The sequence below is a fragment of the Agrobacterium sp. CNPSo 3708 genome (genome assembly GCF_028674915.1).
Lineage (GTDB): Bacteria > Pseudomonadota > Alphaproteobacteria > Rhizobiales > Rhizobiaceae > Agrobacterium > Agrobacterium cavarae.
Genome location: NZ_JAQZSF010000006.1, coordinates 345,684 through 357,942, shown reverse-complemented (window position 1 = coordinate 357,942; position 12,259 = coordinate 345,684). Strand labels below are relative to the sequence as shown.

Below are 12,259 nucleotides of genomic sequence, written 5' to 3'. Positions count from 1 at the left end.
CCCTAAAATTAGCCCTGACGTGATCATAGAAACCGGCGCAACGGCCGATCTTGCGATCTTCGAAATCTGCCGAGAATTCCCACCGCAGCTGTGTGTTGCGAGGCTTCTCGGTCCCGTATTTTGGAACCACGCGTGCCATCTTCTGCCGGCACTCATCCGGAAGATCTGGCAGGCTCACGCCGGCCGACGCTTTGCCGCGCGTATCAGCGGCTGCAATGAGCCTCGCCTCTTTGCTGGCACAGCCAGACACGATCAGCATCGCTCCAGCGGTAATCGCCGTCATCCATGTTTTGATTGTCATCTTTGATCGCCTGTTCGAGCCTTGTTTCAAGCTGCTGTTGAATGAGAGCGTCGGCCACCGCACGCTTGCGGTAGTCTTCCAGAGCTTGCGCAGCTGCGTTGCGCTGGCGCTCCATTTCGTTCGCCTTGGCTTGGGCTGCTGTCTTCTCGGAGAGCAGCACATAGCCCTTCAGGATCGCGGAGTCGTGCGAGTGCAGCCAGAGCCGGAAGCCGCCGTAGAGCGACAAGACGACGAGGACGGACGCGATGGCCCGACCTATGATGGTAGTGGGAAGGAAGCTCATAGGCCGCTCGCACACAACTCGGCTTCACCGACCCGCTGCGCATCCCCCATCTCACGGCGATTGACGAGACCGCGGACGATCATGCCGCCCGCTTTGTTGAATGCCGTCTGGGCCAGGCATGCCTCTTCCCATCGCCCGGCCTCGATCCGAGCCTTCGCAGTTGACCGGCACCAAGCCGGGACTCCAAAGTTATAGGATCCGGAGAGCATCGAGGCGCGAACGCTGGTCGGCGCCTTCGCCAGATTCGGCGAGCACGTCATGATCTGCCGGTAATAATCGTCATGCACGCGGCGAAGCAGCATGTCTTTGCATTCCGCACGCGTCTTCGTCATGCCGGGGCCAATGCCCTTCGTCTCGCCGTAGCAGATATCCCAGATCTTCGCGAATGGGTCCCAGTGGGATTTCAGGACAATCCCTTCCCATGGCATGATAGCTTTCTCCACAGCAAGGATCACGGCAGGGTCCATCTTCGCTGAGGTTGCGTAGCGGTCATAAGACGCGTAGCCACCTGCCGCGATGGTCGCCAACACGGTAGCGATGGCAGCCTTACCGCGCGTCGTGGGCTTGATCTTGTTGATCGGCATCTGAAACACCCTTCTGAACCATGATGCGGGAGATAAAGGCGGCGCATGTCGCCGCGCCGGAGAGCGCCGCGAAGATGCCGCGAGGAATGTCGACATATCCGTCGATGATCGGGAGGAAGACCTCGAAGCCGGACAGCAGACCGGCAAGCACGATCCAGCGAATGGACCAGGCGCGTTTCAGCACCTGCCACCAGTTTGTAATGAGCATTGGACGTCCTCCGAAGTGTCGGCACGCGCACCCAAACCCTCCCCTGCGTGGAGATTTTGGTGTGTGGCGTTTTGCCCTCAGTTTTTGCGGATTGCTAGAAAAGATCCGAAGTTAGGACGGATCTAGAGTTTTTGTGCGATTGCCAATTCAGATGTCGCTTGTTATCGCAGTCTAAAATTTCATTAGGGTCTTCGTAATAAATGCTTACGTCGAACGGCTATCGGCCAGAGATAGATGGGTTGCGTGCGCTTGCAGTTCTGCCCGTGCTATTTTTTCATGCAAATCTGCCCGGTTTTTCAGGAGGCTTTGTTGGTGTCGACGTCTTCTTCGTAATCAGCGGCTATCTGATCACGGCCAAGATCTATGGCGACCTCAAAGGTGGCAATTTCAAATTCCTAGATTTTTATGAACGCCGCGCACGCCGGATACTTCCGCTGCTGCTATGCGTAATCGCCGCATGCATGCCGCTGGCGTTCTTCATTTTCAATCCAGGAGACTTCTCTCGATTTGCAAGCAGCATCCCCAAGATTCTCGAACTGAAAGCTGAGGTTTATTTCCGTAAGACAGGGGGTTATTTTGACGCTGTCGATTACCCGCGACCGCTGCTTCACACTTGGAGTCTGTCGATTGAGGAAAAATATTACATAGTTTTCCCGATCATCTTCGGATTTGTTTTTGGTAGATGGCGACACCGGCTGGGCGGAACGCTTATCGGAGCAACTCTAGCGTTTCTGTTCCTGTCAGTGATCCTGACTGCGATTAAGCCGGCCGGCTCCTACTACATGTTCTGGGCTCGGATATGGGAAATCCTTATAGGCGCAAATGTGGCACTTTTCGCGCCATATTTGTCAGCCGTTGTGAGGCCGCGAGCACGTTCCGCAGCGACATGGGCCAGTGTCGCGACGCTCGGAGGATGCATCTATCTATTCGATGAAACTGTGGCGTACCCAGGCGTGCTCTCTGTCATTCCGTCCTTGTCTGCGTGTCTTCTGATACTTTTCACAACGCGGGTATCTTTGCTTGGCCGAGCGTTGTCATCCCGTCCGGCTATTTTTACGGGCTTGCTCAGCTACAGTATCTACATGTGGCATCTTCCAGCATTTGTTATCGCTGAGGAAGCGGGGCTGTTCTCAGATCCAACTTACAAAGCGGCGGTGATCGGAGCCGTATTCGCAGTCTCCTATCTTTCTTGGCGCTATATTGAAACGCCCTTCCGGAGACAGTCCGCGATATCAACCAAACAGTTTCTAACCGTGATGTCAGGATCAATCTGTCTCATTTTACTAGCCTCGTCGATGCTGAAAGACGTCAACGATAAGCGTGTTGCATCCGTTACGCCGCGACACACCAACGATAGTCTAAAGCTGGAAGAGTGCCTTCTTTATAAAGAGTCTCGGTTCTCCGCGACGTGCCACTTAGACGACGCAAAAAAATCCCCGCAAGTCCTTCTTATCGGCGACTCTCATGCTGCGGCTGTATACTCATCTCTGAAGTCATGGGCCTCTACCAGAGGCTTCGAATTAAAGCCCATGACCGCCACTTATTGCTTACCTTTGATCACTGGCTTCCCCGAAAACCGTTCGGAGACCGCCACAAAACGCTGCGAGGAAATTAACAAGCAAGTTCTACAAGAGATCGACTCAAAAAAGCCAGACCTGATAATTCTGGCGGCGTACATGTACCAGTGGTCAGCCGCTGGAGGGTCTATCCCGGTTGATGAACGGTGGTCATACCCATCGTACTTTAGCGATTTCCGAGCGGCTTTATCAAAACTTACCAAAGAACATCGCGTTATCGTTTTGGGGCAAGTTCCAGTATGGAAGAAGTTTCTCCCGGAATTAGTTGCGCAGGAACTAGGCGTGTTCCAAAGCGATCTTAAGAGAATACCTAGGTATTCAGATAGCGGGTTAATGGATGGGCTGTTCAAATTCGACGTTGCGTACCGAAAAACCGTGACGGAAGCAGGAGCGGAGTATGTGTCCGTATTAGACGCTTTGTGCAAAGATTCAAAATGCCCCCGTTATGAGGAAAACGAGCGCGGCCTTCCAGAATTAAGCACTGCTGATTACGGTCATCTATCAAAGCCGGCTTCTGATCACGTTGTCTCTTCGGTGCTTGGCCCACAGTTAGATAAAATTTTGGTCAGAAGTGCCGTTCCATCAGCGGACCGTTAATGACCATCTCCCGCGCAGATATAAAATCTCTTGTTGAACGGCGACGCCTTGATGACTTGGTGGTCGCCTCCTTCATATGTTCACAGGATAAATGCGTCTCTCCAAGTCTGGTCTATCTGATCGGATGACATGCCATAAAGCTGCCCGATCAATTCAGTGACGGGATGGTCTCTGCAGAAAGCGGTTGCTCCTCTGATGAGCATCCGTGCGGCGAATTGCTCTAGTTCGGGGAGTCGGTCCACCAGACTATCCATTGCAGGAGGAATGATCCCAGATCTTGGCGAAAGGGTCCCAGTGAGATTTCAGGACCAGCCCTTCCCATGGCATGATAGCTTTCTCCACAGCAAGGATAACGGCCGGGTCCATTTTCGCCGTTGCGGCATAGCGGTCATAGGACGCGTAGCCGCCAGCTGCGATCGTCGCCAGAACGGTGGCAATCGCAGACTTACCGCGCGTCGTGGGCTTGATCTTGTTGATCGGCACCTGAAACACCCTTCTGAACCATGATGCGGGAGATGAATGCGGCGCAGGTCGCCGCGCCGGAAAGAGCAGCGAAGATGCCGCGTGGAATTTCGACGGACCCGTCGATGATTGGGAGGAAGACCTCGAGGCCGGACAGCAGACCGGCGAGCACGATCCATCGAATGGACCAGGCGCGTTTCAGCACCTGTCCCCAATTTGAGACGAGCATTTGGATTTCCTATCGTGTTGGGACGACAAATGTTTAAGGTATCGGGCTAGTAGGCATAGTGGAGATTGTTGCTCAGGCACTACTCAATCTCTAATAGAGAGTAAGGAAATCGGGAGACCGAATTGGAACGCGAAGTTACAAACCCAACATTGTACACGCTGGGCGATAGCCACTCGCTTTGGAATTTCGCCGGCATCAAGGATGCTAAGATATTCTGGAGAGGCCCCGTAACGATGCATCGGGCAGCTAGGGATGGAATTTCATCACTCGTTCCCAAAAACTGCAGACCGGTAAAAGGTGATATTTTAATTCTCTCTTTTGGGGACATCGACTGTAGAGCGCACATTGCTAAGCAGGCTCACCAACAGGGAACCTCTACTGCAACGCAGGTGGACTTGCTGACAGCAAGAATCGGCCATGAGATCAGTCGATTTGAAAAGAAGTGCGAAGCAACGCTTGCCTTTTGTTGCATACTCCCTCCTAACCATATTGATCTCCCATGTGAATTTTATGGATCGAAGGACGAATGCCTGGAAGATGCGAAACTTATTCGAGATCGGATGAATAATAATCTAAAGCATATTCTTCCCTTGATTGATTTTCGCTCACACTTCACTGATCAGGACGGTCTCCTTGATGTGCATCGATCCGACAAGAGTGTCCACATAGATTCTAGGGAGGCCGCGCCGATCGCAAAAGCTCTAAATAGTTTTTTTGGTACCACTTACACTACGGTCAGCCCTCCCTGGCCAAACCCAAGCCCCGCCGCACAGCCTGCCTATATATCTCCGCTAAAAAAAATGCGCAGAGATGTGAAGGCAAAAATCTTTCAGATTCTTCGCGCTATTTAACTTGCTGGATTGGGTAACCTACTACGGCCAGTATGAGTTGTTAGTCGCGTAGTCGGCAGGCAAATTAGGGAGAGATTTTAAAGCGAAATACGAGCTATAGAGAGGCTGCCTCCATGCGGCGGCAGCATCCAGAACCAACCACCATTCGGAGGCTTTCACTTCAACGAGACCGGTATCGGTCTTGATGCCGATGATGCGGTCTGGCTTATTCATGTTCATCGCCGCTTGCGCCAGTGGCGTGACTTCCTGCATCCACCGGGTCATATCACCCGGCGTTGTGCCGAAGTGATGGACACCGCGCTCATCTCCGAAATCGTAATCGAAGCCGAGAGAGAGGCGGCGGTTGACTTCTTCAGTCAACATTTCAGGGGTCGGTACAGCCGCAAGCAATTCATGGCCGTTCCAGACTTGTCGGGCGTCCATAGGAGCCGTCGGAATCTCTATTCCATCGACGAAGTAAGCAGGTGTTGTTTCATCTGGGCCATCATAACTGCCTAAATAATGGCCATGCCCGTCAACAAAAAAGCGTTGCGTCATAGGTATGCCCTCACCAATAATTTCCAATTTGCCGTGGTAAGCTGCTGCCAAACACCATCGGACCATCGCAGAGTAACTGCAATCCCGCCGTTGCCAACGCGCGCATATACATTCGTTGCGTCGGCAGAAACCAACACTCCGTAACCAGATTGATTGCCACTCGACCCCCAAGGAACTGCCAGTATCTCTCGCCCAATTCCGAAACCATATTCATCGGTAACGCAGACAAGATAGCCATCATATCGCCGAGGCTTACTACCAAAACCGTGAGCCATCGTTAGAAGCGAACCATTTGTTAGCGTCTGAAGCGCACTCTCAAACGGTTGAGAAGCCCCAGTTAATGCAGTGCCATCAGCTTTACTAATACTTGACAGCACGTAGTTGGCAGAACCAAGTGAAACAAGCTCAACGATGTCACCAACGGCGAGCACGATATTCGCGCTTCTAGGCAAAATCAGGCTTGCAGCGTTGTGCTGCAACGTGAAGGCACCTGTTGCACGAAGCTGGATGCGGGTTCCCGCCGGCGTGACAGTGCTGATGCCCGCGACCACAGCCGTGCCGCTCACGTCAAAAAAGTTACCATTCGCAGGCATAGCAATCACAGGGGCGGAAGCGATCGTCGTTCCCTTTGCCAAGTGCTGACGCTGTGTGAAAACATTAGCTGCATCCGTCCGCGCAACCACGCCATATGTCGGCGAGATTGCAGCGCGCCAGCCATTCCCGGAACTATCCAGGAAGAAAGTTGCCGTCTCACCCTGATTGATGACGATCGACGTCGCGCCGAGGATAGTATCTGTGCCGCTCCGGCTCACCGTGACCGAGCCGACCTCGGCGGAGACGGTCAACTCGAAGGCATCCGATGCCGCCGCGGCGAAAGCCGCGCGTGGCAGTGTCAGGGTTTTTCCAGATGCAGTAAATGAGATGGACTTCCTGTTATCGTCGACCGTCGCAGTATAATCGATCGACTTTGACGATCGAGCGGCGCGAGGATCAGCGAATGGCTTCACATCGGTGGCATTGATCTGCGCAAGCATCTGATCGACGGAAAACATCTCACTAGAAACGCCGCCCGAACCATTCGGACCTGCAGCCATGACCTTGTGATCCCGCGAAGGCACTCTAACGTCCGGGCGTTCGTACCAGGGGGACAGTGGGAATGGGGTATAGTCAGCCATATCAAGCCCTTGCCGAGAATTTCACGATCAGACGAACCATCTCATCGATTAAGCATCGCTGGGAGATTTGATAGCGGTTGAGATTATAACCCGCCGATGAGCCGTCAGGCTTGAAGATGCGCCAATGCTGCATCCCATCGCCGGCACCACTATCGACTACCCCGAGATCAAAATTCCGCGGCATTCGCGACCAGTTATAAGTATGACTGTAGGGCGCGTATGAGCCATGTGTATCGAAACCCACGATCGAAGATGTCAGGTCGGTGATCTGGTTGAGGAAGATGTCAGCCTTGTTAGAAAGCGAAGTAATAACCGCAACATTCGAAGCATTCGTAACAACTTTAGCGATCAGCATTTCGTCATACGTTGTATCGAAAGCGATGTTGTCTTCAGTCAGGCCACCCGGATTATATAAGGCGTCCGAAAGATCCTTCAGCGAATAGCCATCGTTCGGGTTCCATCGCAAATGATAGGTTTTGCTCGGCAGGGTCATGAAATCCTGCTGAAGGGTTGTGACGTTGAAGATGCCACGATGGACAAAGTTGTAACCTGGCATGAGCCGCACGGTGTTTGCGGTGGGTGAGATCACAGGCAGGCGCCCATCCGCCGTCTGCACCTCCGGAAAAATGGGAAGACGCACCCGAGCCTGGTTCATCAGCACATAGTTCGCATCTCCAGCTCCACCCGTCGCAGCGTCAACTATGTTCTGGATTGCCTGTAGCAACTGCGTCAGGTCAGCCGGGTCCGGCGTTAGTCCCGCGGCAGCAATGACGGCCATGATCTCGCGTTGCGGATGCTCAATAGCGGCGGCTGGAACGCGAGATCCCGCAATCGCACCCGGCGTGTTCCTGTCGACATAGGGCGCGTTCGGATCTGTCGAGCCAAAAGGCTGATTATATTTCATGAGGGGCCTCTATTCGGGAGGAATGAAGAAAAGCGGATTGCCGTATTCATCGCAGAGGCCGGAGGAGCCTCCATCGGAAAGAACAGTCCATTGTGTCCAAAGCTGAAGGACGGGTAGCGTCCAGGCGGGCGCCATCTTTCTCATAAGGCAGAGCAGCTGCTCGGCACCTCCGAAGGAGAAGAGAGGATCGTAACCCACCTCCCCCACGCCTGCCTCGAAGTAGCTGACGGACACGTCTTGAACGCGCACGATCCAATAGGTTTCGTCTGTATAGCGACCGGTCGTGTGAAACCCGGCGCACTCAGAAAATGCGCATTCGAACAGGCCAGGCTCCTCGACCTCAATCTCGAAGCCGTAATCAGCGGCCAGACGGACGAAATCACGAGGATGATTGACGCCTTCCGCCAAAACCTTTCGCGACAAATCCTTCATCCGTTCAGCTGTGGTGCGCTCGGTAGACGCGAAACAGCTTTCCGGAAGACCGTGATCGACCTCCCACTCTGACAGCAGTTCGTTGGCCCCTTGCACTGTCGCCTCACGCGTCAGCGCAAAGGCCCGCGCATACAGCCAGACAAAGCTGTCGACCAGAACACGCGTCAACCGCGCCAGCACGGAACCGAGATCGAGCGCCTGCCCATCGGGCGTGCCCCATGCCGGACCCTGCGGCCACATGGAAAGAGCCGCTGTGATCAGGTCATCATTCTCCGGCGCAGAGAGAGCATCCTCCGGGCCACGCATCGTCGCCCTGCTGCGCTCCTCTGAAGGCAACCTCGTAATGGTCGAAAACGCAGGATCACGCGCCATAGGTCATCACCCCAGGAACGGGAAACTGTCCATTTGTCAGGATCACGTCATCGAGTGGCAAGGCGAGGATATGGCGCTCTTCGCCTGTCACCTGCGATATCACTTCCGATATCCAAGATCGGGAAACCGCGAAGGTGTCGCCCGCAATACCAGGTCTGCATTTTTCGACATACATCTTCGCTAGACCAAGTTCGATCGCCGCACGCACATCGGCAGTGTCGTTCGACAGGCCGTGAATGGTGACGTCGATAGGGAAAGGAGTTGGAGCAACGGCGACATTGTCATCGATCCGGATCAGTCGCGCCGCGTCGATCGCATCTTGTACCGCGGACACATCGCCAGCGGTTGGGATGTAGTTTGGCCGGCCTTCAAAAATGAAGAAGACCGCGATAAAGCCCGGCGCTAGCGGACTGCGAAACGCCCAAGCCTTGCGAACGCCTGGCACACCTAGCGCAATCGCCTCATAATCCGTCAGCTTGCCACCACCAGGAGGGTTGCGCTTACGGAACAGAGCACGCGCACGCACGCCGTCGTCATCCTCAACATCCGCTCCACCCCCGATGCCATCGCTGGCAACTACGAACTCGTCGCTGAGATCTGGCCACAGCACCTTATCAGCAAGAATGAGAACGCCATCCGCGTTGCGGTTGGTCTGCGATCCGCTTGCCTCCGCCTTCACCGTAAAGCTGATGAGGCCGTAAAGGCTGGAGCTTGCTGGTGAGATGGAAACATAGGTCTGGTTGCCGGAAATGAAGCGGATGCCGGCTGGATAGGTCTTGCTGGGCGTCGCCTTGCCGTTGATCTTTCCTGAGGCAGGCGCCGCGGGCTTGCGAAAGATCCCGACGTCGCCGGCATGAAGCTGCAGAAATCGACCTGTGGCCGTACTGAGAAACATCTGCCTTGCGAGATAGGCCATGCGCAGTTCAAATTCATGCGACAGGCCTGCAAGCACTTTGCCCAGCACCGTGACGAAATTATTTGCCAACGCGGAATCGGTACCTGGCATGTATTGCCGGAAAGCACCGCGGATGCGCGCCGATGCGTCAGCCAGTGGGCGGATTTGCCACGCCATCAATCTGTCTCCAGAGCAGTTCGAATTTACGATTGTAGATCCGGGCACCATCGCGCCCGTATAGATCGACTGTCAGATCGAGACGGTTGGCGGCACGATCCGCGACAGCTGTCACATCGACCCGCACAACAGCCTGTTGGCCGATCAGCGGCTGAAGCGCTTCACGAGCGTAATCTTGCGCGCGTAACTCTATCCCTGGCACTAGTGCGGAGCGGCGAAGAAGCCAGAGCCGCGACCCGATCGGCGTTTCGTTCGCCATCATGTCGAAGCTGTCGCCAAACCATCCGCGATTTTCATCGCCGGAACGAAGTTCGCTCTCTTCGACACGACGGTCGGTCATCAGGCAGATCAGCACTTGCGTATGCAATCCTTGCTCTGCCTTCAGGTCTCCGGGCGCTGTTGGATGCGTCAGAGGGTTGAGAACAAGGTCGCCAACGATCCCGTTCCAGTCGAGATCGGGCGCGCGGTATGGCTCCTCGGCCTCGTCGACCGGAATGATCTTCAACATGCAAGTGATCCTTAAACCGGGTCGCCGGTATTTGAAGAGCCGGGCTGCACCCCACCATGATAGTGAGTATCGCCGATGTTCTTACCGTTGTGCCGCACGGTACCGCCGCTGAAGTCGAAGCCGTCTGCAGAAATACGCAAGGAATTTCCACCCTTCGTGATCGTGTAAGCGGCACCTGTCACGTCAACCACTATGCCGTCACCCATCACCACTTTGATGATATTGCCAGCCGCATCGTAGAGCGCAGCGCCCCCGCCCGGAATATTTTTCGGACGGTGTCCCGGATGTTCGCCACCGACAACATAGCTCTGATCGTCATCCCCATTTGGCGATAGCAGCAGACCTTTGGCACCTTTGACCGGCTGAGAGGCAAACCCATGCGGTTCGATACGATGAATTTTCGTGTACGCGTCTCGGAAGAGACCTCGGCCCGAAACGAACTGCTGCCCGTCACGCTCGACATTCTCGCCGTCAAGCTCGATGCGCTTCCCGCTCATCACTCATCCTCGATTTCCGCTGGCGTCGAGCCAGGAGCCGCATAGGCTTTTGATGACTTGCCGCGCGGGTTCTCGCCGCCGAGCGACCGAGGATCGGCAACGTTTATCGTCGCGGTCGTTCCTTCGCCATCCGCGACCTGGTCGAGCGTGACGGACTTTATGATCATCATGCTGCGGATACCGATCCAGTCATCTTCGACATAGACCAGCCAGTTTCTCTTCCAGATGTTGCCACCCTCGTCACGCCAGCCTGTAACCTTGATCGTCGCCGTCGAACTATCGCCGACACCTCGTTTTACGGTCCATTCTGCCCGCGTTTTCATGCGGTCGACCGTCGTCTCACCTTCATGGTGGATGATCATCGGTCTCTCGCGGGTAACACCCTTATCGTTGGCAGTAGCCTCCGATCGAAGCTGTTGTTTCGTGCTACCATCGCTCGACTGACCACGAACCTTGACTTTGCTATAGCGCCCTTTTTCGGTGAGGCTGGACGACGCGGACAGGATATTCTTGCCGAAAAACAAACCACCGACATGAGTGCCTTCCGGCTTGGTCGCAAGCTTCAGCTTTCCCTGCGGCGTGTCGTGGATCAAGATGCCTCGACCGCGAGCCCGTCGCTCGATCGTCTTGAACAGCGTCTCACCGGGCCGCAACTTGTGCCGCGGCTCCTTCGGAAGTTTGCTGTCGCTTTCAACCCCGATGTTTAACCGGTCCAGTTCCTTCGCGATTGCAGCGAGATCCTTGTCGAGAAACTCTCCTGTCGGATGATCGCATGAGCACTCGGTAGCATCCACAGTGCGGGAGCAGACAGTGACTGAGAGCGATCGGCTTCGCGCATCGTGACTGGGCGCCACGTCGCGCACGTAACCGGTCAGCAGCAAATCGCTTCCGGCCTTGATCGTAACATCTTGCCCCGGCAAGACACCAACTCCATTGCCGCTTGGGACAAGATCAAGCGAGGCTGTGCTCACAGCCTCTTCCGCCGAAGACGACAGTGATATCGACTTGTAGGGCGGCAATCCGCTGATGGTCAGGTTTTCCAGCATTACGAAGCCAGTGCATCAAAATGGGTTGGCATGACCAAAGGCGTCGCCGCCCCTGCAATATCGATCATCGCTTCTGCGCGGTTTGCATCGCCGTACAACTGATAGGCCAGCACGGTCGAAGGCAAGGAAACGCCCGTTTGCACCCGCACGATCGGCGCTGCATTGGCGGCCAAATCGGAAATCAAACGGCTCGACACCGCGACCAATGACGCCAGCCAGGCAAACGTCTCTGCGCCTCCCGCGCCAAGCGCCGAAGCTGCCGACAAAGCGATATCGCCGGACGATGCCATCCTGCTGCGCGCGCGTCGCGCTGATGGCCTTGAGGGCCAATCGACGCGGACGCCAGCGATGGCGAGCGCCATGGCCTGCAATATCTGCAGAACGGGCAGCGTGGTGCCGTCAACCTGCAGAGCGGAAGAAATCAGATCGAAATCTGATGCAGCATCCACACTTTCCGCCACGACCCGTGTCAGCGACAGGACCTCCAACGAGAAGCTTTGCGCAGATAGGTTGGGCGTCGCTGCGATACGGGTTGCAAGATCTGCAGCATCTTCTGCGTCCGTAACGATGACCGCGGCAAGATCCTCGATCCATCGCAGAATGGCCATTCGGTTGGCAGACATC

Annotated in this window: 16 protein-coding genes; 2 read left to right on the top strand and 14 right to left on the bottom strand. The window is 55.2% G+C overall.

The genetic code is table 11. The features are described from left to right. Window positions 1-203: 203 nt before the first annotated feature. Genes PVA19_RS15495 through PVA19_RS15485 form a run of 3 tightly spaced genes read right to left on the bottom strand, consistent with a single transcriptional unit; the run spans window position 204 to window position 1,376 of the window. Complete coding sequence (locus PVA19_RS15495; protein ID WP_274103276.1) at window positions 204-584, bottom strand: hypothetical protein; 381 nt, start codon at window positions 582-584, stop codon at window positions 204-206. Then, window positions 581-1,168, bottom strand: a complete 588-nt coding sequence (locus PVA19_RS15490) for a lysozyme (RefSeq protein ID WP_274103274.1) — start codon at window positions 1,166-1,168, stop codon at window positions 581-583. Before PVA19_RS15490 ends, PVA19_RS15495 begins: the two co-directional genes overlap by 4 nt. Next, the gene (locus tag PVA19_RS15485; protein WP_274103273.1) at window positions 1,131-1,376 is read right to left on the bottom strand and encodes a DUF7940 domain-containing protein; all 246 of its coding nucleotides are present in this window, start codon (window positions 1,374-1,376) and stop codon (window positions 1,131-1,133) included. The genes PVA19_RS15490 and PVA19_RS15485 overlap by 38 nt, the downstream gene beginning before the upstream one ends. A 200-nt stretch (window positions 1,377-1,576) precedes the next feature. Here PVA19_RS15485 and PVA19_RS15480 point away from each other — a divergent pair, with 200 nt between their 5' ends. Beyond that, the gene (locus PVA19_RS15480; RefSeq protein WP_274103272.1) at window positions 1,577-3,550 is read left to right on the top strand and encodes an acyltransferase family protein; all 1,974 of its coding nucleotides are present in this window, start codon (window positions 1,577-1,579) and stop codon (window positions 3,548-3,550) included. Window positions 3,551-3,796: 246 nt separating this feature from the next. Here the strand turns inward: PVA19_RS15480 and PVA19_RS15475 are convergent, their stop codons facing one another. Both PVA19_RS15475 and PVA19_RS15470 read right to left on the bottom strand, forming a co-directional pair. Then, window positions 3,797-4,033 carry a hypothetical protein gene (locus PVA19_RS15475; protein ID WP_274103271.1) on the bottom strand — a complete coding sequence of 79 codons (237 nt, stop codon included), beginning with the start codon at window positions 4,031-4,033 and terminating at the stop codon, window positions 3,797-3,799. Then, window positions 3,996-4,241, bottom strand: coding sequence for a DUF7940 domain-containing protein (locus tag PVA19_RS15470; protein WP_274103270.1), 246 nt, complete (start codon window positions 4,239-4,241; stop codon window positions 3,996-3,998). Before PVA19_RS15470 ends, PVA19_RS15475 begins: the two co-directional genes overlap by 38 nt. Window positions 4,242-4,363: 122 nt before the next feature. Between PVA19_RS15470 and PVA19_RS15465 the strand changes: the two genes are divergently transcribed. Continuing rightward, entirely contained in the window at window positions 4,364-5,092 is a 729-nt protein-coding gene (locus PVA19_RS15465; protein WP_274103269.1) for a hypothetical protein, read from the top strand. A 21-nt stretch (window positions 5,093-5,113) separates the two neighbouring features. Here PVA19_RS15465 and PVA19_RS15460 read toward each other — a convergent pair whose 3' ends face one another. Genes PVA19_RS15460 through PVA19_RS15420 form a run of 9 tightly spaced genes read right to left on the bottom strand, consistent with a single transcriptional unit; the run spans window position 5,114 to window position 12,258 of the window. Beyond that, a complete protein-coding gene (locus tag PVA19_RS15460) occupies window positions 5,114-5,629 on the bottom strand; it encodes a hypothetical protein (protein ID WP_274103268.1) in 516 nt (171 codons plus the stop codon). Continuing rightward, window positions 5,626-6,804, bottom strand: a complete 1,179-nt coding sequence (locus PVA19_RS15455; protein ID WP_274103267.1) for a hypothetical protein — start codon at window positions 6,802-6,804, stop codon at window positions 5,626-5,628. The genes PVA19_RS15460 and PVA19_RS15455 overlap by 4 nt, the downstream gene beginning before the upstream one ends. 1 nt (window position 6,805) lies before the next feature. Further along, window positions 6,806-7,708, bottom strand: a complete 903-nt coding sequence (locus tag PVA19_RS15450; protein WP_274103266.1) for a hypothetical protein — start codon at window positions 7,706-7,708, stop codon at window positions 6,806-6,808. Between the two features lie 9 nt (window positions 7,709-7,717). Further along, window positions 7,718-8,512: a putative phage tail protein gene (locus tag PVA19_RS15445; protein WP_274103265.1), complete on the bottom strand. Its 795-nt coding sequence runs from the start codon at window positions 8,510-8,512 to the stop codon at window positions 7,718-7,720. Further along, window positions 8,502-9,584 (bottom strand): baseplate J/gp47 family protein, encoded by a 1,083-nt coding sequence (locus PVA19_RS15440; protein ID WP_274103264.1) that lies wholly within the window; start codon window positions 9,582-9,584, stop codon window positions 8,502-8,504. The genes PVA19_RS15445 and PVA19_RS15440 overlap by 11 nt, the downstream gene beginning before the upstream one ends. Beyond that, window positions 9,556-10,092: a phage GP46 family protein gene (locus PVA19_RS15435; protein WP_274103262.1), complete on the bottom strand. Its 537-nt coding sequence runs from the start codon at window positions 10,090-10,092 to the stop codon at window positions 9,556-9,558. The genes PVA19_RS15440 and PVA19_RS15435 overlap by 29 nt, the downstream gene beginning before the upstream one ends. 11 nt (window positions 10,093-10,103) lie before the next feature. Next, window positions 10,104-10,589, bottom strand: coding sequence for a phage baseplate assembly protein domain-containing protein (locus PVA19_RS15430; RefSeq protein ID WP_274103261.1), 486 nt, complete (start codon window positions 10,587-10,589; stop codon window positions 10,104-10,106). After that, window positions 10,589-11,635, bottom strand: coding sequence for a phage baseplate assembly protein (locus PVA19_RS15425; protein ID WP_274103260.1), 1,047 nt, complete (start codon window positions 11,633-11,635; stop codon window positions 10,589-10,591). Before PVA19_RS15425 ends, PVA19_RS15430 begins: the two co-directional genes overlap by 1 nt. After that, a complete protein-coding gene (locus PVA19_RS15420) occupies window positions 11,635-12,258 on the bottom strand; it encodes a hypothetical protein (protein ID WP_274103259.1) in 624 nt (207 codons plus the stop codon). The genes PVA19_RS15425 and PVA19_RS15420 overlap by 1 nt, the downstream gene beginning before the upstream one ends. Window position 12,259 lies beyond the last annotated feature (1 nt).

Coding starts and splice junctions, on each gene's coding strand:
- PVA19_RS15425 (WP_274103260.1), bottom strand. CDS start 11,635: ATGCTGGAAAACCTGACCATCAGCGGATTGCCGCCCTACAAGTCGATA.
- PVA19_RS15455 (WP_274103267.1), bottom strand. CDS start 6,804: ATGGCTGACTATACCCCATTCCCACTGTCCCCCTGGTACGAACGCCCG.
- PVA19_RS15490 (WP_274103274.1), bottom strand. CDS start 1,168: ATGCCGATCAACAAGATCAAGCCCACGACGCGCGGTAAGGCTGCCATC.
- PVA19_RS15450 (WP_274103266.1), bottom strand. CDS start 7,708: ATGAAATATAATCAGCCTTTTGGCTCGACAGATCCGAACGCGCCCTAT.
- PVA19_RS15460 (WP_274103268.1), bottom strand. CDS start 5,629: ATGACGCAACGCTTTTTTGTTGACGGGCATGGCCATTATTTAGGCAGT.
- PVA19_RS15420 (WP_274103259.1), bottom strand. CDS start 12,258: ATGTCTGCCAACCGAATGGCCATTCTGCGATGGATCGAGGATCTTGCC.
- PVA19_RS15495 (WP_274103276.1), bottom strand. CDS start 584: ATGAGCTTCCTTCCCACTACCATCATAGGTCGGGCCATCGCGTCCGTC.
- PVA19_RS15430 (WP_274103261.1), bottom strand. CDS start 10,589: ATGAGCGGGAAGCGCATCGAGCTTGACGGCGAGAATGTCGAGCGTGAC.
- PVA19_RS15435 (WP_274103262.1), bottom strand. CDS start 10,092: ATGTTGAAGATCATTCCGGTCGACGAGGCCGAGGAGCCATACCGCGCG.
- PVA19_RS15485 (WP_274103273.1), bottom strand. CDS start 1,376: ATGCTCATTACAAACTGGTGGCAGGTGCTGAAACGCGCCTGGTCCATT.
- PVA19_RS15480 (WP_274103272.1), top strand. CDS start 1,577: ATGCTTACGTCGAACGGCTATCGGCCAGAGATAGATGGGTTGCGTGCG.
- PVA19_RS15445 (WP_274103265.1), bottom strand. CDS start 8,512: ATGGCGCGTGATCCTGCGTTTTCGACCATTACGAGGTTGCCTTCAGAG.
- PVA19_RS15440 (WP_274103264.1), bottom strand. CDS start 9,584: ATGGCGTGGCAAATCCGCCCACTGGCTGACGCATCGGCGCGCATCCGC.
- PVA19_RS15470 (WP_274103270.1), bottom strand. CDS start 4,241: ATGCTCGTCTCAAATTGGGGACAGGTGCTGAAACGCGCCTGGTCCATT.